Source organism: Rhodococcus sp. MPR-R1B, from assembly GCF_058793255.1.
Genome location: NZ_JBXAFO010000034.1, coordinates 1 through 25620 on the forward strand (window position 1 = coordinate 1; position 25620 = coordinate 25620).

A 25620-nucleotide genomic window follows, 5' to 3' on the forward strand; every position below is an offset into this window, starting at 1 on the left:
CCCCCCACCTCTTTTTTGCTGTCTGGGAGAAGTGTGAATTCTCCTGTGTTTCAGTGCTTTGCAAAACTACCGAATCGAGCTGGGTGTCGGTTGGTCCAAATCCCTCAGGAGTTGGCGACTTTGGGGAGCGGGCTGTCGAGGTGATCCGCGGCTACCAGACGGCCGTCGAGGAACGAGAGCACCCAAGTGCTCGCCTTACGGTTGCGCGCCGAGGGCAGTGTTACACCGGCCGTATCAGCCCACCAGCGCATTAAATCGGGGATGACGCCTCCTTGGCTGCAGATTACGGGAGTGCCCTCCAGCGCGGCGATCTGCAGCGCACGCGCCCTGGCGGCGTCGGGATCGGCCTCGTAACCTTCTTCGGTCAGAAGAGGTTCCGTCGAAATCTCTACACCCAATGCCTCCGCCAATGGCATCACAGTGTCGATGCAGCGCGTACGGTCAGCCGCGAAAACCGAATCGGCTCCGAAGATTTTCAGCTGTTCGACCAAGGCGGCGGATTGCTCTTTGCCCTTGGCATCGAGTGGACGCACATTGTCGTCGCCCTTGTATCGCTTACGGCTCCCAGCTTTTGCGTGGCGGACGAGTAATACCGTTTTCGTGTCAGGCCGAAGGGAAACGAAGCGGCGAAGAATCATTCGATCCATCGGGTAGGAAAGATGATCGGCGACCTCGGTGACCGGAAGCCAATAGAGAACATCCACTTCGCTATTCGGCCCGAAATCTCCGTCCACTGCTTCGGCCGACCAGTATTCGACCCGTTTGAGTTTGCGATGTCCCGGGATCGGGTACGTCACGCCACCGAGGTGCCTTCCGAAACGTCCGGTGATCGAGGTCTCTTCGCGGACCTCCCGAACTGCTGCGGTCAAGAAGGTCTCGCCGGGATCGAGCTTTCCTTTGGGGAATGACCAGTCGTCGTACTTCGGTCGATGTACGACGGCGATCTCGATGGCGGAAGGATCCTGAGGAGCCTTCCGCCACAGAACCGCGCCTGCGGCAAAGATGTTGGCTTTGACCGGCTTGTCGCTCATTGTGTGATCCGAGCCCGTCAAGACCCGCTGGCGGTGCGGCTGCGCATCAACGACTGTTGATGCTCACGTACGTCCTCACCGCGTTCGGGGGCAGCGACCCAACTCCCGTCCGGATGCAGTACCCAGCAGCGAGTTCGGGGATCGAGCGCGGAGTCGAAGATGTCACCGAGTTGCTTCGACAGTTTCGGGTCCTTGACCTGCACCATGACCTCGACGCGGCGATCGAGGTTGCGGTGCATCATGTCTGCGCTGCCGATCCAGAATTCGTCGGCCGAGCGGAAGTGGAACATTCGCGAGTGTTCGAGGAAGCGTCCGAGAATGGAACGTACTTCGATGTTTTCGCTGAGGCCGGGAACGCCCGGCTTGAGCGCGCAGATTCCGCGGACCACGATCTCGACGGGGATACCGGCCTTGGACGCGCGGTACAACGCGTCGATGACCTGCTCGTCGACCAATGCGTTGGCTTTCAAGCGGATACCGGCATCGCGGCCTGCAAGCTTGTGAGCGATCTCGTTGTCGATCCGCTCGATGATCCCGCGGCGAACTCCGTACGGCGCTACGAGAAGGTTGCGGTAGCTCGTCTTTCGGGAGTATCCGGTCAGCGAGTTGAAGAGGTCGGTGAGGTCTGCACCGATCTCCGGTGCTGCGGTGAGCAATCCGACGTCCTCGTACATGCGCGCGGTCTTCGGGTTGTAGTTGCCCGTGCCGATGTGGCAGTAACGACGAATGGTCGAGCCCTCTCGTCTGACGACGAGGCACGTCTTGCAGTGAGTCTTGAGACCGACGAGACCGTAGACGACGTGAACGCCGGCCTGCTCGAGTTTGCGTGCCCACTTGATGTTGGCCTGCTCGTCGAAGCGGGCCTTGATCTCCACCAGCGCGACAACCTGCTTGCCCGCTTCGGCGGCGTCGATCAGTGCATTGACGATGGGGGAGTCGCCGGAAGTGCGGTACAGGGTCTGCTTGATCGCGAGCACCTGCGGGTCGGCGGCGGCCTGTTCGATGAAGCGTTGAACGCTTGTGGAAAACGAGTCGTATGGGTGGTGGACGAGCACGTCGCCTTCGCGCAGGGTCGAGAACACGCTCTTCGGAGTCTCGCGTTCACCGAACGCCGGATGCGTTGCCGGGACGAACGGAGCGTCTTTGAGAGCGGGGCGGTCGACGGCGTAAACCTGCCAGAGGCAGGACAAGTCGAGGAGACCGGAAACCTCGATCACGTCGGCCGGATCGACGTCGAGTTCACGCAGAAGCAGTTCGAGCATGTGCTCGGTCATGTCGTCGGCAACTTCGAGGCGAACGGGTGAACCGAAACGACGACGCGCCAATTCACGTTCGAGTGCCTGCAGCAGATCCTCGTCCCGATCTTCTTCGACCTCGAAATCGGCGTTGCGTGTGATTCGGAAAGCGTGATGTTCGACGATTTCCATTCCAGGGAACAGCACGTCCAGATGAGCCGAAATCAGTTCTTCCATCGGGAGGAAAGAATCGATGGTGGACGAAGATGTCGTGCTCTTGACTCGCACGAACCGGCCGACGTTGTCGGGAACCTTGACGCGAGCGAAGTGTTCGCCGCGGGTGACGGAGTCCTTCACCGTCACGGCGAGGTTGAGGCTCAGCCCGCTGATGTAGGGGAACGGGTGAGCGTGATCGACTGCCAACGGCGTCAGTACCGGGAAGACCTGCTCGTGGAAATGCGCCGAGAGTCGGCCGTGATCGTCGGCGCTGAGGTCGGCCCATCGAACGATTGAAATGCCTTCTGCCGCCAGGGCAGGGCGGACCGAGTCGAGAAACACGTGTGCGTGCTTGTCGGCGAGTTCCTGGGTGCGACGCGCGATGAGCGCCAATTGTTCGCGTGGGGAGAGGCCGTCGGCGGACCTGACCGACAGTCCCGTCTCGTCGCGGCGCTTGAGTCCGGCGACCCGGACCATGAAAAATTCGTCGAGATTGGAAGCGAAGATGGCGAGGAACTTTGCGCGTTCGAGCAACGGCAGTGACTCGTCGGCGGCCAATGCGAGAACACGGGCATTGAAATCGAGCCAGCTGAGTTCGCGGTTGAGGTAACGATCCTCGGGAAGTCCGACGAGCAATTCGGGTAGCTCTGCCTTGGTAGCTGCAGGGGGAGCGCCCGGGATGTTGGTGGCGACCGCGACGGCCTGAGATCGCGGCGAGGTGGCCGCGCCGTTCTCGTGCCGGCCGGAGCTGTGGTCTCCGTCCGACTGGTCTTCGGAAATACGGTTTTCGAGTGCTTCGCCATTGCTCACTCGTCGATCATCCCCCACAATCGCGCGGTCCGACAATCGATGAAAGAAAATTCATCGACTGTTCGACGGCGTGGCCTTGAGTCTGGTCAACGAAGCCGATGTCGCGGGGCCTACTCCCAGTGCTCGCACAGTGCCGAGATCGGCATGGGTGTCGACGTCGGTGCGCAGTCCCGGCCATTGGCCGTTGAGTGGACGAGCGCCTGAATTGGCATGTCCAAGTGCGGATTCCGGCCCGAACCGGGGGTCGAGCGCGCTTTCGCCGCACGCAAACAATGCGGAAGTGCCGGTGCCGTGGTGATCGACGACGACTGAACGTCCGCCGCTTCGGGCCGCGGCCACGGCTTCCGTCAGTTCGCTCGGTTGCATGGCGGGCAAGTCGGCTTGCAGCACAACGAGGTCGACCACTCCGCGCTTGGCTCGGATATCGGCGGCCGCTGCACTCAACGCCGCGTTGAGGGTTTCCTCCGTGCGCGGTGTTGCGCCGTTGGTTCGGGCGCCGTCGGGAGCTGGATCGGCGTAGACCGTCACGCCGACGGAATATGCAAGGGCGGCAACGGTGGGGTCTGGGGTGACCACTGTGACGCTGTCGATGGCCGAGACGGCTGCAACTGTGGCGAGGGTGTCGTGAAGCATGGCCAACACGAGGTCTGCACGCGCGTCCGAGTCGAGTTCGCCCGCGAGGCGGGACTTGGCCGATCTCAAGGACTTGACGGCCACTATCGCATGCATGGGGCGTTCGATCTCCGTGCGCGCATGCGGTGTCTCCACGGCGTGTGGGTACGGGGGTTCCGCGCTGTCCATCCCTCGATCTTGCCAGTCATCACGCTCGGTGTCCGCGGCTGCCCACCGCAGTGCACCACAGGCGATACTCTGTGCAGACGATTTTTCTGGCGGCGACCCGCTTCGCCGGGTAGACGGGGTGAGCGTGTGAGTAAGGCAGCTGTATTGGGCGCAGGTTCGTGGGGAACGGCGTTGGCGAAGGTGATGGCCGAGGCCGGAACCGACGTGACGATGTGGGCCAGGCGTGAAGAGGTCGCGAAGCGCATCGACACCACGCACGAGAACAGCGACTATCTGCCAGGCATTGCTTTGCCTTCGTCGATTCGCGCGACCCACCACCACGAGGAGGCGATGGCAGGTGCTGACTTCATCGTGCTGGCGGTTCCCTCGCAGTCGCTACGGGGAAACCTGGAGCAGTGGAAAGGCTCGATCGGGCCCGATGCGACTCTGCTGAGTCTGGCCAAGGGTATCGAGACCGGGACGCTCATGCGCATGAGCCAGGTCATCGTGTCGGTGACCGGCGTGGAACCGGGGCGCGTCGCGGTGCTCTCGGGCCCGAATCTTGCACACGAGATCGCCGGCGGGCAACCCGCGGCGACGGTGATCGCCTGTTCGGATTCCTCGCGTGCCCTCGCTCTCCAGGATGCTTGTGCTACCGGCTATTTCAGGCCGTACACCAACTCCGACGTCATCGGATGCGAGATCGGTGGTGCGTGTAAGAACGTGATCGCGCTGGCCTGCGGCATGGCCGCCGGCAGTGGATTCGGCGACAACACGGTCGCCAGCATCATCACCCGTGGGCTCGCCGAGACGATTCGTCTCGGCGTTGCGCTCGGCGCCAAGGCGTCGACTCTTGCAGGCTTGGCGGGTGTCGGTGACCTGGTAGCGACATGCACGTCCGAGTTGTCGCGAAACCGGACGTTCGGAGAGCGGCTCGGACGAGGCGGGTCGATGGAGTCGGCACAGAAGGCAACCAACGGTCAGGTCGCCGAGGGCGTGAAGTCGTGCACGTCGGTACGCGCACTCGCTGCCGGATACGACGTGGAGATGCCGTTGACCGACGCGGTCCACCGGGTGTGCCACGAAGGCATGGCCGTCAGCGATGCGATCGGTCAGTTGCTCGGACGCCGGACGAAGCCGGAATGAGTGAAATCGGTGTGGGTCGCTTCGAGGATTACGGGGATTCGACGCGCAGCGTGAGCGCCGTCGCGCGCGAACACGCCGCGGGTCAGCCCATGCAACTGGGCCCGATATTCGCTGCGCCGTACCAACTTTCGGCGGACGAAGGTTCCGAGTCCGATACCTATGCACGTGCATCGAACCCGGGTTGGCGCGGACTCGAATCCGCGCTCGCGGCGCTCGAGAGAGCGGACCACGCCCTCGTCATGGGATCGGGGATGTCCGCGATCACCGCTACCTTGCGCAGCGTCCTCGTCGCGGGGGATACCGTCGTCGTGCCCTCGGACGGGTATTACCAAGTGCGGTTGTACGCGAACGAGCGCCTCGCGCCGTTGGGAATCACCGTTCGCGAGGTTTCGACTCTGCAGATGGGCGACGCGAGCTTCGTAGATCTGCTCGACGCGTCACCGGGCCGCGTGGTCGTCGTCGCCGAGACGCCGTCCAACCCGGTGCTGGACGTGGTCGACCTTCGCGTGCTCGCCGACGTGTGCCACCGTTCGGGTGCGCTGCTGATCGTCGACAACACGACCGCGACACCGCTGGGTCAGCGCCCGCTCGAATTGGGTGCCGACGTCGTGGTGGCCAGCGGTACCAAGGCTCTCAGCGGGCACAGTGACCTCCTGATGGGTTACGTCGCCACCTCCGATACGGCGGTGAGTCGGCAAATCGAGCGTGAGCGACTTCTCTCGGGAACGGTGCTCGGCCCCTTCGAGACGTGGCTTGCGCACCGGAGTCTCGGCACGGCAGGCCTGCGATTCGGGCGTCAGTGCGACAACGCGCTGGCGCTTGCCGAGATGTTGGTGGATCACAAAGCAGTCCGGTCCGTTCGTTACCCCGGCCTTCGCGGTGACCCGTCCTATGCAACGGCATCCGGTCAGATGAATCGATTCGGTGGATTGGTGAGCGTCGAGTTGGATTCGGCTCAGGCATTCCACTCGTTCGTCGAAGCGAGCGCTCTCGTCACGGCTGCTACCAGCTTCGGCGGGATCCACACGACGGCGGATCGCCGTGCGCGCTGGGGCGATCCGGTCAGTGCGGGGTTTGTCCGAATCGCTTGTGGCATCGAGGACACCGCCGATCTCCTGGCCGACATCGAGCGCGCACTCGACGCGTAAACGGGCCGGGTCGACGAAATCGGTCCGGCCCGATCGCGTGCCGCAGTCGATTCGGCGGTACGGTTTGACGCGTGAACAGCAGTCGTACCCGCGTGGCCGTGATCTTCGGTGGCCGGAGCAATGAGCATTCAGTGTCCTGTGTTTCCGCCGGAAGCGTCCTGAGCAACCTCGACCCCGATCGGTACGACGTCGTACCGATCGGCATCACCGTCGACGGTTCCTGGGTGCTCGGTTCGAGCGACCCCAGTTCCCTCGCGATCAGCGGGCGCGCGCTGCCGTCGGTCGACAAAGACGGAACGTCGGTGGTCCTCAGCGCGGACCCCACCCGCGAGGGCGAGGTCATCTCCTTCGACGGCTCCGACGCCGGTGCTGTGCTCGCGTCGGTCGACGTCGTGTTCCCCGTTCTTCATGGGGCTTACGGCGAAGACGGCACGATCCAGGGTCTGCTCGAACTTGCCGGGGTTCCGTACGTCGGACCCGGAGTTCTGGCCAGCGCCGCCGGCATGGACAAAGAGTTCACGAAGAAGCTTCTTGCTGCTGAAGGACTTCCCGTCGGAGTGCAGGTCGTGCTTCGACCGGGAACCGCAACGCTGACCGAAGAGCAGAAGGCGGAATTGGGCCTTCCGGTTTTCGTCAAGCCCGCTCGTGGAGGCTCGTCCATCGGCATCACTCGGGTGAGCAATTGGGACGGTCTGGACGGGGCGATCGCTCATGCACGCCTGCATGATCCCAAGGTGATCGTCGAAGGCGCGATCATCGGCCGCGAGGTGGAATGCGGCGTCCTCGAATTCCCGAACGGCGACGTCAAGGCGAGTGTGGTCGCCGAGATCCGGATGCCGGATTCCGACGCCGATTCGGACGCGTTCTACGACTTCGACACCAAGTACCTCGACGACGTCTGTGAATTCGACATCCCCGCGAAACTCGACGAGTCGGTGAGCGACCAGATTCGAGAGCTTGCTGTCCGCGCGTTCAAGGCACTCGATTGCCAGGGACTCTCGCGGGTCGATTTCTTCGTCACGGCTGACGGCCCGGTGATCAACGAGATCAACACGATGCCCGGGTTCACTTCCATCTCGATGTACCCGAAGATGTGGAACGCCACCGGAATCGATTACCGCACTTTGATTTCGACTCTGGTCGACACCGCCGTCGCTCGCGGCACCGGCCTTCGCTGATCAGGGAACCGCGACCGGCGCCGGGTCGAGAGGCTTCTGTTCGAGAGTCGCCGTGATGGTGTCGGAGATTTCCTGAATCGGCGTCGGACCGGTCCCGTCGGGGATCGTGATACCGATGTATTCACCGCGGTCTACGGCAAACCAAGTGCTCGCCGCCAAACCGATGTCGGTTCCCGAGACCTGGAACCACTGGACACCGTTCACGACCTGTAGTGCTGCAGCCTGGTCGAACTCGGACGGACGGTCGAGTCCGCAGCGCAAGACGATCGGCTCTCCTTCGCTGCGCTGCCACGCTGCCGCACCGGCCGGAGCAGGTTCTACCAATTCGGCTTTCGTGAAGTCGTCGATCTTGTCGGGGAGCGCGCCGAGAAGGGAAACGCAGGCCGGCGACTCCGCTGCCGGTGCCGGCACGGGTCCCAATGCAACCGGCGAGAGTTCAGCGTTGTTTCCCGCGACGACGGCCGCGATCACTACTCCGACGATCAGGGCTACCGGGAGTGCGATGGCGGTGGCGATCAGCGCCGGACTGCGGCGCTCTGACGGATCGTCGTCGCCGTCGGGGTCGATGTCGGCGTTGTCTGCGGTGGAGGTGTTTTCTGCCATGCTCAGTTCTTCGCTCGGGTCCTGGTCCAGTCGATCAGCGGTCTTGTCACTTCTGAGAGCATGTCGGTGAATCGGTAGGATTGCCGACACACGCGTGAGCTTGCAGAAGCATTCACGACCACAGCTAGAAGGTACCGCAGGCCGCTTACGAGCGAATTGCGTCGGCATTGGAGAGACTCATCGCATCATCGGAGTTCACTGCATCATCGGAGTTCGGGTCGGAGCCCACTGTCGAGCAGGTGGGGGAGTTCGACGTGATCGCGCGATCTCTTCTCGGCCGAATCCAACCGGTCACCACTGAATTGGGGCCGGGTGACGATGCCGCCATCGTGACTTCCGGAGACGGCCGTGTGGTTGTCTCGTCCGACATGTTGGTCGAAGGTCGACATTTCCGAATGGATTGGTCTTCACCACGCGACATCGGCCGGAAGGCAGTGGCACAGAACGCTGCTGATGTGGTCTCGATGGGAGCGCGGCCGACGGCCTTCACGGTGTCTCTGGGGTGCCCGCCTTCGACACCCGTCGACGTGGTCGACGCAATCTCCGCGGGAATCTGGGACGCGGCAACCGATCTGGGTGCCGGTGTGGTCGGCGGTGACCTGGTCCAGTCACCGGTGATCGTGGTGTCGGTGACCGTGCTCGGCGATCTCGGTGGCCGTGCGGCAGTTCTGCGTTCGGGAGCAAAGATCGGTGACAAGATCGCGGTCGCCGGGTTGTTCGGTTGCTCGGCAGCAGGGTTGGCACTACTGCTCGACGAAGCCGTACTGCTCGACAAGCCCGCAAACTTTCCAGATTTGCTTGCCTCCCATCGCGTTCCGAATCCTCCGTATCAATCGGCATGGGACGCCGCAGAATCAGCACATTCCATGACGGACGTGTCCGACGGATTGATCGCGGATCTTCGACATCTCGCAGAGGCCTCGCACGCGCGGTTCGACATCTTCTCGGCTGCGGTTCCGACCTCACCCGATGTCGCATCGGCGGCCGAGGCGCTCGACGTCGATCCGCTGGACTGGATCCTCTCCGGTGGTGAAGATCACGGATTCGCAGCAACTTTCGGGCCTGAGGTCGAGATTCCGTCGGGTTGGATCGTGATCGGTGAGGTTGCCGCCGGTTCGGGCGTGAGCGTCGACGGTTCGCTTCGCGAGAGCGGCGGGGGCTGGCACAGCTTTTCGACCACCGGTACCACCGCGGTATAGGTTGCTTTCATGGCTGTATACGCACTTGGAGACAGAGTTCCGGACATTCATCCGGACGCATACGTCCACCCGGACGCGGTGGTGATCGGCGCCGTGACTCTCGCAGCGGGTACCTCGATCTGGCCGCAAGCGGTATTGCGTGGTGACTACGGAACCATTTCGGTGGGAATCGGATCGAACATCCAGGACGGAACCGTCATCCATTGCACCGCCATCGACGCGACTGTCATCGGTTCCGGTTGCGTCGTGGGCCACAACGCGCACATCGAGGGATCGACCATCGAGGACCATTGCCTGATCGCGTCGGGGTCAGTTGTTCTCAACGGAACGGTGATCGGGACGGGGTCGATCGTCGCCGCTGGTGCGGTGGTGGCCAACAAGATGCAGGTTCCCCCGCGCAGCATGGCACTCGGTGTGCCCGCCAAGGTCCGTGCGGGATACGAAGTTCCGCTCGGCCACCTCGACGGAAACGTCAAGATGTACGCAGCCAATGCGGCGTACTACCGCGACGCGTTGCGCAGGCTCGACTGATGGCGCCGCTTGCAGAGATCGTCGATCCAGGGTGGGCGCGGGCACTCGAACCGGTCTCGGAGCAGATCTCCGCGATGGGTAAGTTCTTGCGCGAAGAGATCGCTGCGGGACGGGAGTATCTGCCTGCGGGAGAGAACGTCTTGCGTGCATTCACGAATCCGTTCGACGACGTTCGGGTGCTCATCGTCGGTCAAGACCCCTATCCGACGCCCGGTCATGCTGTCGGGTTGAGCTTTTCGGTTGCCCCGGACGTGCGGCCGGTTCCGCGAAGTCTCGGTAATATCTACAAGGAGTATCACCAGGATCTCGGGTTGCCGATACCGCCGAACGGCGATCTGACGCCGTGGTCGAAACAAGGTGTGCTGCTTCTCAATCGCGTACTCACTGTGCAGCCGGGTCAAGCCGCTTCTCATCGTAAGAAGGGCTGGGAGCCGGTGACCGAGCAGGCTATCCGCGCTTTGGTGGCGCGGTCGTCACCGATGGTGGCGATCTTGTGGGGTCGTGACGCGGCCACTCTCGCGCCGATGCTGGGCGACACACCGATCATCGAATCAGCGCACCCGTCACCGCTTTCGGCTTCGCGCGGGTTCTTCGGTTCGCGCCCGTTCAGTCGTGCGAACGAACTCTTGACCGGACTCGGAGCTGACCCGGTGGACTGGAATCTGGGCTGATCGATCAACGTCTGCACTCACCCGGCATGCCGAACGTCGTGACACGACATTCGGCATGCCAGCTGACTAGGCCTGCTTTGCGGAAGTGAAATCGGGCCGACGCTTGTCGACGAACGCGTCGACGCCCTCGCGTCCGATCGGGCTGTTCGCTGCGATGGCGATGGACGCGGCTTCGGCGTCGAGTTGCTCGGCGAGCGAGTTCGTCCGCGACGAACGCAGCAGTGCTTTGATTCCCGAGTACGACGTACTCGGTCCGTTGGCCAGAGCGCGGGCGAGGCGAGCTGCCTCTTCTTGGACCTCGTCGTCACCGACGAGTCGGGTGAGGATCCCCAGGCGGACGGCTTCGTCGCCACCGATCACCGAATCGTTGAGAAGAATCTCGCGAGCGCGTGCCACGCCGACGATGCGTGGAAGCGTCCACGACATTCCGCCGTCCGGGGTGAAACCGATGGAGGGGTACGCGGGGCGAAGCTTGGTGCCGGTGCCGCCGATTGCGACGTCGGCGAGGCAGACCAGGCTCATTCCGGCGCCGGCAGCCCATCCGTGGACCCCGGCCACCACTGGAGCGGTCGCAGCGTCGAGCGCGCGAACGAACACGTGGAAGACGCGGGCAACCTCGGCGACGTACTCGCCGCGGTCAGGGGCTGCGGCGAACGCACGGACGTTGCCGCCGGCACAGAAGTTTGCGCCTTCGCCGACCAGAAGGATGCTCCCGATGTCGTTTCCGACTGTCTCGAGCGCCTGCGCGCCCTGAACCAGTCCTTCGTCGTCGAGGGAGGTGCCGTTGGCGGCGGTGGAAATGGTGATGCGGAGTACGCCCTCGTCGAGGGTCACTTTGCTCAGGTCATCGATGGAAGTCACTCAACGCACATTACGGGTGTCCGACAGCCATACGAAACACGGGGACACATAGATACAGCCACATAGATACAGCCACATAGATACAGCTCTGCCCCCGTCACCGAAGTGACGGGGGCAGAGCCTGCAATAGTTTGTGCTCGGGCAATCAGCCCCGAGCGACCTTGCCTGCCTTCAGGCAGGAGGTGCACACGTTGACCTTACGGGTGTTACCCGGGGCAACCTCGGTACGAACAGACTGAATGTTCGGGTTCCAGCGACGATTGGTACGCCGGTGCGAGTGCGAGACCGACTTACCGAAGCCGGGCCCCTTGGCGCATACGTCGCAGACGGCAGCCATAGTCGCGAACTCCTTGTTAGAAATGAATATTGAAGTGGTTACCCTACACGGTAGGGCAGCCAGAATTACAATCCGAATATACTCGACTTCGAACCGATCCTTGACCGCTCACTGTGCAGTCGAACGTGAAAACAGTCAATCAGCAACAAACAAAGTGCAGCATTATTTCGTGTAGCCCGTTCGAGGCAACCGTGTAAGAGTAACCGCTTCCGGCCCGAATGGCCAAACCGCCCGGTAATGACGGTTGCGCAGAAGCGTCGGACTACCCTCGACTGCACCGATCACCGATCTCTTTTTCATCGTCAGTCTTTCCATCGTCGAGGGGAACCGTCAGTGGGGGAAGTGCAACGCGTCGCCGAGGAAGCGGAATCCGTCGCGGACGGACATCTGCTGCGGCGCTGGGCCCGCCGGGCGGTCGACAGCCTCCAGAAACGTCGCGGTGAGATCAACAGCCTCAACGTCTTTCCCATCCCTGATTCGGATACCGGCACCAATCTGCTGTTCACGATGCGGGCTGCACTCGATTCCGCCGAGACGATCGAGGACGACGTCCGCAGTGCGGGCCGCGTCGCCAACGCTCTGGCTCGGGGCGCCGTGTCCGGTGCTCGCGGTAATTCCGGAGTGATCCTCTCCCAGGTGATCAGGGGCATCGCCGAGAGCGTTCAAGGTGAGCACATCGACGGCCGTAGCTTCGCGAACTCGCTGACCACGGCGACGACGCTGGCCTCTCGGGCTGTCTCCGATCTGGTGGAAGGCACCATCGTCACGGTATTGCGTGCATCGGGAGAAGCAGCGCAGGAGTGCGTCGACACCAGGACACCGAGCGGCGAGGATCTTGCATCCGTGGTTGCCGCCGCTGCCGATGCCGCTGCGGTCGCACTGAACAAGACGCCGGAGCAACTGGACGTTCTCGCGTCCGCCGGGGTGGTCGATGCCGGGGGATTCGGTCTGGTTCTGATCCTCGACGCCTTTGTCGAGGTGCTGACCGGGAAGCCGCAGGTTCGCGAAGATCTGGGGACGCCGGACCCGAGGTCGAGCGCAGTTGTCGACGTCAGCGCATTCGATCACGATTGGGCTCACAAGAGCCCGATCGAATGTGGTGATCACTCGGAACAGGATTTCGAGGTCATGTACCTCGTCGACGACTCCGACGACGATCGCATGACGGCGCTGCGCACGCGGCTGTCCGTCCTCGGAGATTCGACGGTCATCGTCAGCGACGGTTTCGGCGGCTGGTCGGTGCACGTGCATTGCTGCGATGCCGGTGCAGCCGTGGAAGCCGGCCTCGAGGCCGGGAAGGTGCACGGTATTCGCATCAGCAGTTTTCTCGTCGACGAACGCGACCAGTTGGTGGCACGGGCGGAGAGGCGATTCCCCGGGGCCGGCGCGCGCGGCGTACTGGCCGTCGTTGCCGGTGACAGCGCGGCGGCGTTGTTCGAGAGTGAGGGTGCGACGGTTCTTCGGTGCGACGATGCGCCGGTGACACGCGCACAACTGCTCGGCCGCATTCGTCAGATGGAACGCAGCGAAGTTCTGGTGCTTCCGAACGGAGCTTTGACCGCGCAGGAACTCGTCGCAGTCAGTGCCGCTGCACGCGATCCGCTTCACCAGGTTCTGCTGCTGTCGACGTCGTCGATGGTCCAGGGCTTGGCAGCACTTGCCGTTCACGACCCTCAGCGCAACGTCGCCGACGACGGCTTCACGATGTCCGAGGCGGCGGCCGCCACGCGCTGGGGATCGTTGCGGATCGCGGTCGAGCGTTCGCTGACCTACGTCGGGACATGTGATCCGGGTGACGCGATCGGTCTGATGGGGCACGAGGTGGTGCTCATCGGTCCCGACGTCGCGGAGTCGAGTGCGCGACTGGTCGACCTCGCGCTCGGATCCGGCGGCGAACTCGTGACCCTACTCATGGGCGCCGACGCGCCGGACGACCTGGCCGGGCAGCTCGAGGCGCACGTCGTCGCGCACCACCCGGGCGTCGACGTGCTCGTCTATCAGGGTGATCAGCCGGGTGACCTGTTCCAGTTGGGTGTGGAGTGATCGAACCTGGTCTGTCGGTGACTGCTGATATACGAACACATGTGCTTACCGCGACACTGTGCTGGAGGAACTGATGGCGACGCTCGCCGACCCACTCGATCGGCTGCTGGGAAAGAAGACCGCGGACGCGCTCGACGAGGCATTCGAGATCCGCACCGTCGAGGACCTGCTGCGTCACTACCCACACCGGTACGCGTCGGCAGGCAAGGAACTCGCCGAGAAGGAGCCGCCCGAGGGTGAGCACATCACCATCATCGCGCGGGTGGCGTCGGCCGCCGTCGTGAAGATGAAGAACCGTCCGGGGCAGATGTTGCGAGTATCGCTGGCGACTGATTCGCAGACCGTCGACGTCACGTTCTTCAACCCGCAGAAGGTGCGGCACGTCATCAAGCCCGGCGTTCGGGCGATGTTCTCCGGGACGGTGAAGTACTTCCGCGGCAAGTGGTCTCTCACTCATCCGAGCTACCTGATTCTCCCGGAACCTCGTGTCGGCGAAGAGGATTCGGTAGTTCCGCTTGCATCCATCAAGGGAGCCGGTGACCTTGCGGGCCTGGCTCGCGCAAATCAGGATCCCGGCGCCGAACTCGATCTGTCCGTCTTCGACCGCGCGTTGATCCCGCTGTACCCGGCGACCCGCGAGGTCGAGAGCTGGACCATCATGCGGTGCGTGCGGCAAGTGCTCGACCAACTCGATCCGATCGAGGAGCCGTTGCCCGCCGAGACTCGGGCCGAGCACGGATTCATCGGTTTGGACGAGGCGCTGCGCACCGTTCACCTGCCAGATACCAAGGAAGACATCGAACGAGCACAGGATCGTCTGCGTTTCGACGAGGCGCTGTCTCTGCAGTTGGTCCTCGCGATGCGTCGTCACGACAATTCCGAGCGTGTGGCTCCGGCCTGCGCTCCGGTCGCCGGCGGGATCGCGGACCAGTTCGAGGAGATGCTCCCGTTCACTCTGACGGAGGGACAGCAAGCAGTCGCGGAGGAGATCTCCACCGACCTTGCCCGCCCACACCCGATGAGCCGCCTTCTTCAGGGCGAGGTCGGGTCAGGCAAGACGATCGTGGCTCTGCGCGCGATGCTGCAGGTCGTCGATGCGGGTTATCAGTGCGCGTTGCTCGCACCCACCGAGGTCCTGGCAAATCAGCACGCGCGATCACTGCGCAAGATGATGGGCTCGCTGGCTGCAGGTGGTGAACTCGGTTCTGCCGAACATTCCACCCGTATCGCCCTTCTTACCGGCTCACTGCCTGTCGCTGCGAAGCGCGCAGCGCTGCTCGAAGCCGTGACCGGCGACGCCGGGATCGTCATCGGTACCCATGCGCTCATTCAGGACAACGTCGAGTTCTTCAACCTCGGCATGGTTGTCGTCGACGAGCAACACCGCTTCGGCGTCGAGCAACGTGATCAGTTGCGATCACGTGCCCGTGAAGGACTGAGTCCGCATCTGCTGGTGATGACGGCAACGCCGATTCCGCGAACCATCGCCATGACCGTGCTCGGCGACCTCGAGGTCTCGACCCTGCGAGAGCTTCCACGTGGGCGAACCCCTATCAAGAGCAGTGTCGTGCCCGCGAAGCAGAAGCCGCAGTGGGTCGATCGCGCATGGGAACGAATCCGTGAGGACGTCGCCGACGGCCGTCAGGCGTATGTCGTGTGCTCGCGGATCGGTGACGGCGAGCAGGGTGCAGGCGAAGATCAGTTCACCGAGGAGAAGCAGCCCGAGACCAAGTCGGCGGTCGACGTCTTCGAAGAGCTGTCGAGTGGTCCGCTGGCCGATCTGCGAGTCGGGTTGCTGCACGGTCGACTGCCTTCCGACGAAAAGGACGTGGTGATGAGCGCGTTCAACGTCGGTGACATCGACGTCCTCGTCTGTACGACCGTTGTCGAAGTCGGTGTCGACGTTCCGAACGCGACGGTGATGGTGATCGTCGACGCCGAGCGGTTCGGCGTCAGTCAGCTCCATCAGTTGCGTGGCCGCGTCGGTCGAGGGAAACACCAGGGACTGTGCATCCTCGTCACCGGAAGCAATCCCGGGGGGCCGGCGTACGAGCGGCTCTCGGCGGTGGCAGCGACCAACGACGGGTTCGAACTGGCTCAACTCGACCTCGCGACCAGACGTGAAGGAGACATCCTCGGTGCGGCGCAGTCGGGCACAACCTCGAATCTGCGGCTGCTTTCCCTCATGGCCCATGGAGACATCCTCGAGTCCGCCAGGGAGTTCGCTCAGGGAATCGTCGACTCCGATCCGTCGCTCGACGGTCATCCCGCCCTCGCTTCCATGGTGACCGCTGCCCTGGACTCCGACCGGATCGAGTACCTCGAGAAGTCGTGAAGGGTATGACGACAAGCTGAAATCGAATAGCACGAGGACCGCCGGGTTGGTTTCTCGATTCAGTCCGAAATATGAGACTCCGCATGTAGACGCAAGATGAAATCGGGGTAGTTTTCTCGAATGTTCTCCAAAGTGCTCGTCGCGAACCGCGGCGAAATTGCGATCCGTGCCTTCCGCGCCGCCTACGAACTAGGTGCCGGAACCGTCGCGGTGTTCCCGTACGAGGATCGGAATTCGATCCACCGTCTCAAGGCAGACGAGAGCTACCAGATCGGGGAGAAGGGTCACCCCGTTCGCGCGTATCTCTCGGTCGAGGAAATCGTCGCCGCCGCCAAGAGCGCCGGAGCCGACGCCATCTACCCCGGTTACGGCTTCCTCTCCGAGAACCCGGACTTGTCGGCGGCGTGTGCCGAGGCAGGCATCAAGTTCGTCGGCCCGTCCGCCGAGATCCTCGAGTTGACCGGAAACAAGGCTCGGGCCATCGCAGCGGCAAAGGCCGCCGGTCTCCCGGTGCTCGCGTCTTCGGAGCCGTCAGCGGACATCGACGAGTTGCTCGCAGCCGCCGAGGACATGAACTTCCCGCTCTTCGTCAAGGCTGTCGCAGGCGGCGGTGGGCGCGGAATGCGCCGTGTTGCGGAGCGCTCACAGCTCAAGGAATCGATCGAAGCCGCAGCGCGCGAAGCGGAATCGGCCTTCGGCGATTCGACGGTCTTCCTCGAGCAGGCCGTCATCGACCCGCGGCACATCGAAGTGCAGATCCTCGCCGACGAGCAGGGCAACGTCATCCACCTCTTCGAGCGTGACTGCTCGCTGCAACGTCGCCACCAGAAGGTGATCGAGCTCGCTCCGGCGCCCAATCTCTCGGAAGAGTTGCGCGCCAAGATCTGTGCCGACGCCGTCGCCTTCGCGAAGGAGATCGGATACACGTGCGCGGGCACCGTCGAGTTCCTTCTCGACAAGCGCGGCAACCACGTCTTCATCGAGATGAACCCGCGAATTCAGGTCGAGCACACCGTCACCGAAGAAGTGACGGACGTGGACCTGGTCCAGTCGCAGCTCAAGATCGCGTCCGGTTCGACGCTTGCAGAACTTGGTCTGTCACAGGAGACGATCAAGCTTCGCGGCGCGGCGCTGCAGTGCCGCATCACGACCGAGGATCCGGCAAACGGATTCCGCCCGGACACCGGCCGTATCACCGCGTACCGCACCCCGGGCGGAGCCGGTATCCGCTTGGACGGTGGCGCCACACTCGGCGCCGAGGTCGGAGCGTACTTCGATTCCATGCTGGTCAAACTCACTTGTCGCGGTCGCGACCTCGAAGCCGCTGTGGCGCGAGCTCGCCGCGCGGTCACCGAGTTCCGCATTCGTGGTGTCTCGACCAACATTCCGTTCCTGCAGGCGGTTCTCGACGACCCGGACTTCCGGGCCGGACGTGTGACGACCTCCTTCATCGAGGAACGTCCTCAGTTGCTGACTCTGCGTTCTTCGGCAGACCGCGGCACGAAGATCCTGACCTACCTCGCGGATGTGACGGTCAACAAGCCTCACGGTGAGCGGCCCTCGGCGGTGTACCCGCAGGACAAGCTGCCCAAGATCGATCTTTCGACGCCTCCTCCTGCCGGTAGCCGTCAGCGCCTGCTCGAACTCGGACCCGAAGGTTTCGCGAAGGCACTGCGTGAGCAGAAGGCCGTCGGCGTCACCGACACCACCTTCCGTGACGCGCACCAGTCGTTGTTGGCCACGCGAGTTCGAACCAGCGGACTGCTCGGAGTTGCCGGGCACGTTGCGCGGTTGACGCCGGAACTGCTCTCGATCGAAGCCTGGGGCGGCGCGACCTACGATGTGGGACTTCGCTTCCTGCACGAGGATCCGTGGTACCGGCTTGCCGCACTGCGTGAGGCGATTCCCAACATCTGCCTCCAGATGCTTCTTCGCGGTCGAAACACGGTGGGCTACACGCCGTATCCCGAAAAGGTCACGCGCGCATTCGTTCAGGAAGCCACCGACACCGGCATCGACATCTTCCGAATCTTCGACGCGCTCAACAACGTCGACCAGATGCGCCCTGCCATCGACGCGGTGCGTGAGACCGGAACGGCTCTCGCCGAGGTGGCGTTGAGCTACACCGGCGATCTGTCGGATCCGAACGAAACGCTGTACACGCTCGACTACTACCTGAAGTTGGCAGAAGAGATCGTCGATGCGGGCGCTCATGTGCTCGCGATCAAGGACATGGCGGGCCTGCTGCGCGCTCCGGCGGCCACCAAGCTCGTGACGGCGCTACGCAGCAACTTCGATCTTCCGGTTCACGTCCACACGCATGACACCCCCGGTGGACAGTTGGCCACGTATTTCGCCGCGTGGCAGGCGGGCGCCGACGCAGTCGACGGTGCTTCGGCGGCACTGGCCGGAACCACCAGTCAGCCTGCGCTCTCGGCCATCGTCGCCGCTGCCGCGCACTCCGAGTTCGACACCGGACTGAACCTGCAGAACGTGTGCGACCTCGAACCGTACTGGGAGGCGCTGCGAAAGGTGTACGCGCCGTTCGAATCCGGACTGCCGGCGCCGACGGGACGTGTGTACACGCACGAGATTCCGGGCGGCCAGCTCTCCAATCTCCGGACCCAGGCCGTTGCTCTCGGTCTCGGCGACCGGTTCGAAGAGGTCGAAGCCAAGTACGCCGACGCGGACCGCATGCTCGGGCATCTCGTGAAGGTGACGCCGTCGTCGAAGGTCGTCGGCGACCTCGCCCTCCACCTTGTCGGCGCCGGCGTGCCTTCGGAGGAGTTTGCCGCAGATCCGGCGAAGTTCGACATTCCCGACTCCGTGGTGGGCTTCCTGCGCGGTGAACTCGGTACGCCTCCCGGTGGTTGGCCGGAACCGTTCCGCAGCAAGGCACTCGAAGGACGTGGCCAGGCCAAGCCCGAAGCGACGTTGTCCGCTGAGGACGAGGTGCTGCTCGAGGGCTCGTCGAAGGACCGTCAGGCGACGCTGAATCGTCTGCTGTTCCCCGGCCCGACAAAGGAATTCCTCGAACACCGCGAGAAGTACGGTGACACGTCGCGGCTTTCGGCGAACCAGTTCTTCTACGGTTTGCGGCGCGGCGACGAACACCGCGTCGAGTTGGCTCCCGGCGTTGAGCTGATCATCGGTCTCGAAGCGATCTCCGAGCCCGACGAGCGCGGCTACCGCACTGTCATGTGCATCCTGAACGGTCAATTGCGCCCGGTCTCGATCCGCGATCGCTCCATTGCCAGTGACGTACCGGTGGCGGAGAAGGCCGACAAGAACAACCCGGGCCACGTGGCTGCACCGTTCGCGGGCGTCGTGACGCTCGCGGTGAAGGAAGGCCAGAAGATCGAGGCCGGCGACACCGTGGCCACGATCGAAGCAATGAAGATGGAAGCGGCGATCACCTCGCCGCGCGCCGGCGTCGTCTCTCGGATCGCGATCAGCGCCGTCCAACAGGTCGAGGGCGGAGACCTGCTGGTAGTCGTCTCGACGGGGGAGAGCGCCGCAGAGTGACACGCATCATCTCGGGACTCGCGGGCGGTCGACGCCTGCGAGTCCCGCCGAGCGGCACCCGTCCGACGTCGGATCGGGTTCGTGAGGCGCTGTTCAGTGCTCTCGAAGCGCGCATCGATCTCGAAGGGTGCGCGGTTCTCGACCTCTTTGCGGGTTCGGGTGCTCTCGGCCTCGAGGCGCTCTCGCGGGGAGCCGAGCACGTTGTTCTCGTGGAATCGGATGCCAAGGCTGCTGCCGTCATCAAGGCGAACATCGGCACTGTCGCGTTGCCTGGGGCGACGGTTCGCGCCGCTCCGGTTGCGGCCGTGGTCTCGGGTCCGAGCGCGCGTGAATACGACATCGTGATCGCGGACCCACCGTATGCGGTGACCGACGAGGCCGTCGTGTCCATGCTCACCGATCTGCAGGCCAACAAATGGGTGGGGGAGGGCACGATCGTGGTACTCGAACGATCGTCGCGCTCGCCGGAGACCGTGTGGCCTCAGGGCTACGAGCCGATCAAGGCCAAGAACTACGGTGAAGCCCGCATCGAGCTGGCCACCTGCTACGGTCTGGACTCATGACTGGCGCCGTCTGCCCCGGATCCTTCGACCCTGTGACCAACGGTCACCTCGACGTAATCGGAAGAGTTGCTGCGCAATTCGACGAGGTCGTGGTCACCGTGCTGATCAACAAGAGCAAGCGTGGCATGTTCACGATCGACGAGCGGATCGAGATGCTCGAAGACGCGACGAGTCACCTGCCCAACGTTCGCGTCACGTCGTGGCACGGATTGTTGGTCGACTACGCGAAACAAGAAGGCCTCAGCGCGATCGTCAAGGGTCTGCGCGGCGCGAACGACTTCGATTACGAGCTGCAGATGGCTCAGATGAATCAGAAGCTCACGGGCGTCGACACACTGTTCGTCGCCACGAATCCGACGTACAGCTACCTGTCGAGTTCTCTGGTGAAGGAAGTCGCGACTTTCGGCGGCGACGTCTCCGACATGTTGCCGGCCAAAGTGCATTCTCGGCTACTCGCACGTATCGCCGAGCGAGCAGCCGAAAACAGCTGATCCCCGACACACCGACCACGACGACACCCCGTTGGCCGTTCTTCCGGCAAACTTGGACAGGAACGGGCACAGGTCCGAGTGGACCGGTGACGATGTGGGCCGATTTCGGCCGGTAGAGATTGGGGTTGCTTGTGTACCGCGTATTCGAGGCACTGGACGAACTGGTCGCAATTGTCGAAGAGGCGCGCGGTGTTCCCATGACCGCAGGGTGTGTTGTGCCTCGCGGTGACGTACTCGAGCTACTCGACGACGTCCGGGACGCAATTCCGAGCGAGCTGGACGACGCTCAGGACGTCCTCGATCATCGCGACAAATTGGTCGGTGACGCGCGAGCAAACGCCGAGAAGACGGTCAGCAGCGCCAATGCCGAGGCAACGTCGACTGTGGAGAACGCACGCGACGACGCCGACCGGATTCTGTCCGATGCCAAGGCTCAGGCCGATCGCATGGTTGCCGAAGCGCGTGCGCACGCCGATCAGTTGGTCGAGGACGCCGAAGCAGAAGCGGAACGGACCGTCACCGACGGCCGTCGTGAGTACGAGGCCGTCACCGGACGGGCGCGTGCCGAGGCCGATCGGATGATCGAGTCCGGCCAGGCCTCGTACGAACATTCGGTGGCGGAGGGAACGGCGGAGCAGGCTCGTCTGGTGTCGCAGACCGAGGTTGTCCAGTCCGCTCACGCGGAATCCGCGCGAGTGATCGACGCCGCTCATGCCGAGTCCGACAGGATGCGTTCGGAGTGTGACCTGTACGTGGACACCAAGTTGGCCGAGTTCGAAGAGTTCCTCACCGGGACCGTTCGGTCGGTCGGGCGTGGTCGTCAACAGCTTCGAACGGGTTCGGGAGTTCCCGATTACCAGGACGACGATCGTCGTTCCGAGCGGCGCCGATAGAGCAGACAAGTCAGTCGAGGGTGGGTCGTCCGATATGGGGCGGCCCACTTTTTCGTGGATCGAATTGGGATTTGCCTTGTAGCTGCCGTATTGTGGAGTGGTTGCCCATACCAGTTTCAACAGTTAGGTGAGTTCTCTTTGTCAACGCATCGTCGTAGTTCGTCGCATCAGTCAAGTGATGCGGGATTTTTGCTGGACACGGTCAAGCTCGGTCGTCGTCCAGGGTCGATGCGTACCGTCGAGAGAACAATTCAGTCCCCGAACCGTATCGGTCTCGATCTGATCGCGATCGAAGCGGGCGCGGACATAGATCTCGATCTTCGTCTCGAAGCAGTGTCCGAAGGCGTTCTCGTCACCGGAAACGTGCACGCACCCACCAAGGGTGAATGCTCGCGGTGCCTTGAACCTTTCACCGACACCGTGGACATCTATCTCACGGAGTTGTTCGCTTACCCGGACAGCACCACCGAGGAGACGACGGAAGAGGGAGAGGTCTACGCGGTCGAAGACGACGAAATCGACCTCGAACCAGTCATCGTCGATGCAGTCGGGCTGGCGCTTCCGCTCCAGCCTCTGTGCAGTGACGATTGCCTGGGATTGTGCTCAGAATGTGGCATTCGCCTGGCGATTGCGGAATCTGGGCATGGGCATGACATACTTGATCCTCGCTGGGCTGGTCTCGCGGCCAAATTTGGCGTGGAATCAAACACCAGCGAAAATCTTGTGATCACCGAAGCCGAGGAGAAGTAGAAGTGGCTGTCCCCAAGCGCAAAATGTCGCGATCCAACACGCGGTCGCGTCGTAGCCAGTGGAAGACCACTGTGCCCACCCTCGTTACCTGCCCCAACCGTGGCTGTGGCGAGCAGACCCTTCCCCACATCGCATGCCCGTCATGCGGTACTTACAAGGGCCGCCAGGTAACCGCTGCTGTCTAGTTCTCCCCGGAGAAAGACTATGACGAGCGAAAATACAGTTTCAGCCGCCGGCGGCGAGGGCAATCACGACAAGCTCCTCGCCGCTGTCGGCGTAGATATAGAGCCCGGTCTTCTGACCCTGGCTCTCACGCACCGCTCGTACGCGTACGAGAACGGCGGACTGCCCACGAACGAGCGCCTCGAGTTCCTCGGGGATTCCGTTCTCGGCGTCACGGTGACCGAAAATCTCTACCTGTCCCACCCGGACAAATCCGAAGGTGATCTGGCGAAGATCCGTGCCAGCGTGGTCAACATGCATGCACTCGCCGAGGTTGCCAGGACTCTGGGTGAAGGTGGACTCGGAGCACACCTGCTGCTGGGTAAGGGCGAGGAAATGACGGGCGGCCGTGACAAGCCGTCCATTCTCGCCGACGGTATGGAGTCGATTCTCGGCGCCATCCACCTGCAGCACGGCATCGAGACTGCGCGACGCGTCGTCCTCGATCTGTTCGACGATCTCCTCACTCGCGCACCGCTTCTGGGCGCGGGTCTGGATTGGAAGACGAGTCTGCAGGAACTGACCGCAGAACACGGTGCCGGAGTTCCCGTTTACGAGATCACCGCCACCGGACCCGATCACGACAAGGAATTCACGGCCACCGTTCTCATCAGTGGCAAACCCTTGGGTGTCGGTGTCGGTCGTTCCAAGAAGGAAGCCGAGCAGAAGGCAGCAAGTTCGGCATGGAAGACGATGTCGGAGAATGCCGCTGCTACCGCAGTCGCTGCTGACGACACGCCTGATCTTGCCGGCTGAGTTCACTCTTGCCTGAGCTTCCCGAAGTCGAAGTCGTTCGCCGCGGCCTACAGTCTCATGCTGTAGGTGCGGCGATCGAGGCCGTCGAGGTACTCCATCCCCGCGCGATCAGGCGCCACATTCTCGGTTCCGAGGACTTGATCGGCCAACTCACCGGGCAGACCATCGCTTCGGCAGAGCGTCGCGGCAAGTACCTGTGGCTGGTTCTCGAGCCTGCCGGTGTCGGACTGGTGGTTCATCTCGGGATGAGCGGACAGATGCTGGTCCAACCCCCGACAGTCGACTGGGAAAAGCACCTACGCATTCGGTTGGCCCTCGATTCCGGGGCCGATCTTCGATTCGTCGATCAGCGGACCTTCGGTGGCTGGTCGATTTCACCCCTCGTCGAGGTCGACGGAACGATGCTGCCCGAGTCGGTGGCGCACATCGCTCGCGATCCCATGGATGCGGCGTTCGATCTCGAATCCGTCGTGAAAGTCCTGCGGGGCAAGCACACCGAGATCAAGCGCGCGATTCTCGACCAGACGGTGGTCTCCGGAATCGGAAACATCTACGCCGACGAATCATTGTGGCGCGCCAAGATTCACGGCAACCGAATCGCCGAAACGCTTACCAGGCCCAAACTTCGAGAACTGTTGACCGCGGCACACTCGGTGATGGGTGAAGCGCTCGATCAGGGCGGTACGTCCTTCGACGCGCTGTACGTGAACGTCAACGGGGAATCGGGCTACTTCGACCGGTCGCTGTCGGCGTACGGGCAGGAAAACCTCCCGTGCCCACGATGCGGCGCGCCGATCAAGCGTGAGAAGTTCATGAATCGATCGTCGTTCAGTTGCCCGCGGTGCCAGCCGACCCCGAGGGCACGGCGAATCGCCTAGGTCTCCCACCCCTTCGGTTCGGCGGAGTGGCAAGATTGCGTCATGGCTGAACAGACTCCCGACACCACTGCAACCGCCCCGGCTCACACGGAGCTTTGGGTCGAACGAACCGGAACCCGCCTCTACACCGGCAAGAGTTCGCGCGGCGCAGAGGTTCTCATCGGCTCCGAATCGGTGCCAGGAGTCTTCACGCCCGGCGAACTCCTCAAAATTGCACTGGCCGCATGCACCGGGATGAGCTCCGACTTCCCGATCTCGCGCCGGCTCGGTGACAACTACGACGCGACGGTCCGAGTGTCCGGAGCCGCCGATCGTGAAAACGAGGTCTACCCGCAGCTCGACGAGGTCCTCGAGCTCGATCTCAGCGAGTTGGATGCCGAGGCACAGCAGCGCCTCATCACTCTCGTCGAGCGTTCCGTGGACAAGGTATGCACGGTCGGGCGCACGCTCAAGGCCGGAACCAAGGTCACTCTGTCGTTCGACACGGAAGCCTGATGTTCCGCGCCGGCAGCGTTGTCGCTGCGATCGCACTGGGTTCCGTTGTGGCGCTGAGTGCTCCAGCGCAGGCCTCGGTCCCGGCCGACCGCTCGGCCGGTAGTTGCGGCACATGGACGTCGAGCGTCGTGGCGACTGGTGCCGGAATGCTCGAGAACCTCGAATTCGACGGCAACGGATCGATGGTGTTGTCGCAGTCGGCTCTGATCGGGCCGGGTGCACTGCTGAAAGTAGCGCCGGACGGAACACGGACAACTTTGGTCGGTGACGTCACCGGATCTGGCGGTCTGGTCGCGCGTGAGGGATCCGTGTACTTCACCACGGGCAACTCGACTGTCTCGGGACTGTTCGGAATCGCCGACGGCAGCCTCCGCAAGGTCGACGTCGCAGACGGGTCGGTGACAACGATCGCCGACGGTCTGGTGATGCCGAACGGGCTTGTGCAGCTGGACGATAACCGTTTCCTCACTGCCCGCACACTCACCAGGCCGGGGCTCACGGTCGTCAACAGTGACGGAAGCAGTTCGATCGTTCGTGAAGACCTCGGCACCGTCGACGGCCTCGCACGCTCCGGTTCGACGATCTACGTGAGCACGACCTTCGACATGGTCACCGCCGTCCACATCCTCGACGCAAACGATCTGGGCGGGCCGGTGCGAACGATCACGCTCCCCGGGTTCGGTCCGGCAAACATGGCGGACGATCTGACCGTCGGACCGGACGGCGCGTTGTACGTCGCATTCAATGCCGGCGGCAAAGTTGTTCGCGTCGATCCGGATTCGGGATCTTCGTGTGAGATCGCCTCGGGTCTGCCGTTCACATCCGCGGTCAAGTTCGGCGCCGGACCGGGCTGGGATCCCAACGCGCTCTACACCACCGGTTTCCTGGGTGACGTTCACCGTCTCGAACGTGTGGCGGGCTGA

At 63.1% G+C, this 25620-nt stretch carries 24 protein-coding genes; 18 read left to right on the forward strand and 6 right to left on the reverse strand.

Going from position 1 to position 25620, the window contains the following annotated elements:
* Nucleotides 1-104 precede the first annotated feature (104 nt).
* The 3 genes from AC1Q61_RS29135 to cofC are packed head-to-tail and all read right to left on the reverse strand — an operon-like array spanning nt 105 to nt 4093.
* Entirely contained in the window at nt 105-1031 is a 927-nt protein-coding gene (locus AC1Q61_RS29135) for a bifunctional NUDIX hydrolase/histidine phosphatase family protein (protein WP_007729338.1), read from the reverse strand.
* 17 nt (nt 1032-1048) lie between these two features.
* Entirely contained in the window at nt 1049-3292 is a 2244-nt protein-coding gene (locus AC1Q61_RS29140; protein WP_003942685.1) for an RNA degradosome polyphosphate kinase, read from the reverse strand.
* A gap of 51 nt (nt 3293-3343) precedes the next feature.
* The gene (gene cofC / locus AC1Q61_RS29145; protein ID WP_080552786.1) at nt 3344-4093 is read right to left on the reverse strand and encodes a 2-phospho-L-lactate guanylyltransferase; all 750 of its coding nucleotides are present in this window, start codon (nt 4091-4093) and stop codon (nt 3344-3346) included.
* A gap of 126 nt (nt 4094-4219) precedes the next feature.
* Between cofC and AC1Q61_RS29150 the strand changes: the two genes are divergently transcribed.
* From AC1Q61_RS29150 to AC1Q61_RS29160, 3 genes are all read left to right on the forward strand, one after another.
* Nucleotides 4220-5218 (forward strand): NAD(P)H-dependent glycerol-3-phosphate dehydrogenase, encoded by a 999-nt coding sequence (locus tag AC1Q61_RS29150; RefSeq protein ID WP_003942670.1) that lies wholly within the window; start codon nt 4220-4222, stop codon nt 5216-5218.
* Nucleotides 5215-6366: a cystathionine gamma-lyase gene (locus AC1Q61_RS29155; protein WP_042925741.1), complete on the forward strand. Its 1152-nt coding sequence runs from the start codon at nt 5215-5217 to the stop codon at nt 6364-6366. The genes AC1Q61_RS29150 and AC1Q61_RS29155 overlap by 4 nt, the downstream gene beginning before the upstream one ends.
* 71 nt (nt 6367-6437) lie before the next feature.
* Nucleotides 6438-7544, forward strand: a complete 1107-nt coding sequence (locus AC1Q61_RS29160) for a D-alanine--D-alanine ligase family protein (protein ID WP_042450837.1) — start codon at nt 6438-6440, stop codon at nt 7542-7544.
* Here the strand turns inward: AC1Q61_RS29160 and AC1Q61_RS29165 are convergent, their stop codons facing one another.
* Nucleotides 7545-8237, reverse strand: a complete 693-nt coding sequence (locus AC1Q61_RS29165; RefSeq protein ID WP_007729332.1) for a DUF3515 domain-containing protein — start codon at nt 8235-8237, stop codon at nt 7545-7547.
* A 77-nt stretch (nt 8238-8314) separates the two neighbouring features.
* On the opposite strand from AC1Q61_RS29165, the gene AC1Q61_RS29170 reads away from it, so the two are divergent.
* Genes AC1Q61_RS29170 through AC1Q61_RS29180 form a run of 3 tightly spaced genes read left to right on the forward strand, consistent with a single transcriptional unit; the run spans nt 8315 to nt 10548 of the window.
* The gene (locus AC1Q61_RS29170) at nt 8315-9346 is read left to right on the forward strand and encodes a thiamine-phosphate kinase (RefSeq protein ID WP_080961221.1); all 1032 of its coding nucleotides are present in this window, start codon (nt 8315-8317) and stop codon (nt 9344-9346) included.
* Between the two features lie 9 nt (nt 9347-9355).
* Nucleotides 9356-9877: a gamma carbonic anhydrase family protein gene (locus AC1Q61_RS29175; protein WP_007729328.1), complete on the forward strand. Its 522-nt coding sequence runs from the start codon at nt 9356-9358 to the stop codon at nt 9875-9877.
* Nucleotides 9877-10548, forward strand: a complete 672-nt coding sequence (locus tag AC1Q61_RS29180; protein ID WP_020907272.1) for a uracil-DNA glycosylase — start codon at nt 9877-9879, stop codon at nt 10546-10548. The genes AC1Q61_RS29175 and AC1Q61_RS29180 overlap by 1 nt, the downstream gene beginning before the upstream one ends.
* 66 nt (nt 10549-10614) lie before the next feature.
* Here the strand turns inward: AC1Q61_RS29180 and AC1Q61_RS29185 are convergent, their stop codons facing one another.
* Together AC1Q61_RS29185 and rpmB are read right to left on the reverse strand one after the other, a co-directional pair.
* Nucleotides 10615-11409, reverse strand: coding sequence for an enoyl-CoA hydratase-related protein (locus tag AC1Q61_RS29185; RefSeq protein WP_003942812.1), 795 nt, complete (start codon nt 11407-11409; stop codon nt 10615-10617).
* A gap of 145 nt (nt 11410-11554) precedes the next feature.
* Nucleotides 11555-11746, reverse strand: coding sequence for a 50S ribosomal protein L28 (rpmB, locus tag AC1Q61_RS29190; RefSeq protein ID WP_003942669.1), 192 nt, complete (start codon nt 11744-11746; stop codon nt 11555-11557).
* Between the two features lie 333 nt (nt 11747-12079).
* On the opposite strand from rpmB, the gene AC1Q61_RS29195 reads away from it, so the two are divergent.
* From AC1Q61_RS29195 to AC1Q61_RS29250, 12 genes are all read left to right on the forward strand, one after another.
* Nucleotides 12080-13789 carry a DAK2 domain-containing protein gene (locus tag AC1Q61_RS29195; protein ID WP_003942755.1) on the forward strand — a complete coding sequence of 570 codons (1710 nt, stop codon included), beginning with the start codon at nt 12080-12082 and terminating at the stop codon, nt 13787-13789.
* A 73-nt stretch (nt 13790-13862) separates the two neighbouring features.
* Nucleotides 13863-16124: an ATP-dependent DNA helicase RecG gene (recG, locus tag AC1Q61_RS29200; RefSeq protein WP_003942757.1), complete on the forward strand. Its 2262-nt coding sequence runs from the start codon at nt 13863-13865 to the stop codon at nt 16122-16124.
* Between the two features lie 120 nt (nt 16125-16244).
* Nucleotides 16245-19649, forward strand: coding sequence for a pyruvate carboxylase (locus AC1Q61_RS29205; RefSeq protein WP_042924446.1), 3405 nt, complete (start codon nt 16245-16247; stop codon nt 19647-19649).
* Nucleotides 19646-20212, forward strand: a complete 567-nt coding sequence (rsmD, locus tag AC1Q61_RS29210) for a 16S rRNA (guanine(966)-N(2))-methyltransferase RsmD (protein WP_030535425.1) — start codon at nt 19646-19648, stop codon at nt 20210-20212. The genes AC1Q61_RS29205 and rsmD overlap by 4 nt, the downstream gene beginning before the upstream one ends.
* Nucleotides 20209-20703, forward strand: coding sequence for a pantetheine-phosphate adenylyltransferase (coaD, locus tag AC1Q61_RS29215; RefSeq protein ID WP_003942776.1), 495 nt, complete (start codon nt 20209-20211; stop codon nt 20701-20703). Before rsmD ends, coaD begins: the two co-directional genes overlap by 4 nt.
* Before the next feature lie 131 nt (nt 20704-20834).
* The gene (locus AC1Q61_RS29220) at nt 20835-21596 is read left to right on the forward strand and encodes a DivIVA domain-containing protein (RefSeq protein WP_003942696.1); all 762 of its coding nucleotides are present in this window, start codon (nt 20835-20837) and stop codon (nt 21594-21596) included.
* A 189-nt stretch (nt 21597-21785) separates the two neighbouring features.
* Nucleotides 21786-22346: a YceD family protein gene (locus AC1Q61_RS29225; RefSeq protein WP_007729319.1), complete on the forward strand. Its 561-nt coding sequence runs from the start codon at nt 21786-21788 to the stop codon at nt 22344-22346.
* 2 nt (nt 22347-22348) lie between these two features.
* A complete protein-coding gene (rpmF, locus tag AC1Q61_RS29230; protein ID WP_007729318.1) occupies nt 22349-22531 on the forward strand; it encodes a 50S ribosomal protein L32 in 183 nt (60 codons plus the stop codon).
* A 19-nt stretch (nt 22532-22550) separates the two neighbouring features.
* Nucleotides 22551-23324 carry a ribonuclease III gene (rnc, locus tag AC1Q61_RS29235; protein ID WP_003942759.1) on the forward strand — a complete coding sequence of 258 codons (774 nt, stop codon included), beginning with the start codon at nt 22551-22553 and terminating at the stop codon, nt 23322-23324.
* Between the two features lie 8 nt (nt 23325-23332).
* Nucleotides 23333-24202, forward strand: coding sequence for a bifunctional DNA-formamidopyrimidine glycosylase/DNA-(apurinic or apyrimidinic site) lyase (gene mutM, locus AC1Q61_RS29240; RefSeq protein WP_003942752.1), 870 nt, complete (start codon nt 23333-23335; stop codon nt 24200-24202).
* 42 nt (nt 24203-24244) lie between these two features.
* On the forward strand, nt 24245-24697 hold the full coding sequence (locus AC1Q61_RS29245) for an OsmC family protein (RefSeq protein ID WP_003942740.1): 453 nt from the start codon (nt 24245-24247) through the stop codon (nt 24695-24697).
* Nucleotides 24697-25620, forward strand: a complete 924-nt coding sequence (locus AC1Q61_RS29250; protein WP_042924442.1) for an SMP-30/gluconolactonase/LRE family protein — start codon at nt 24697-24699, stop codon at nt 25618-25620. Before AC1Q61_RS29245 ends, AC1Q61_RS29250 begins: the two co-directional genes overlap by 1 nt.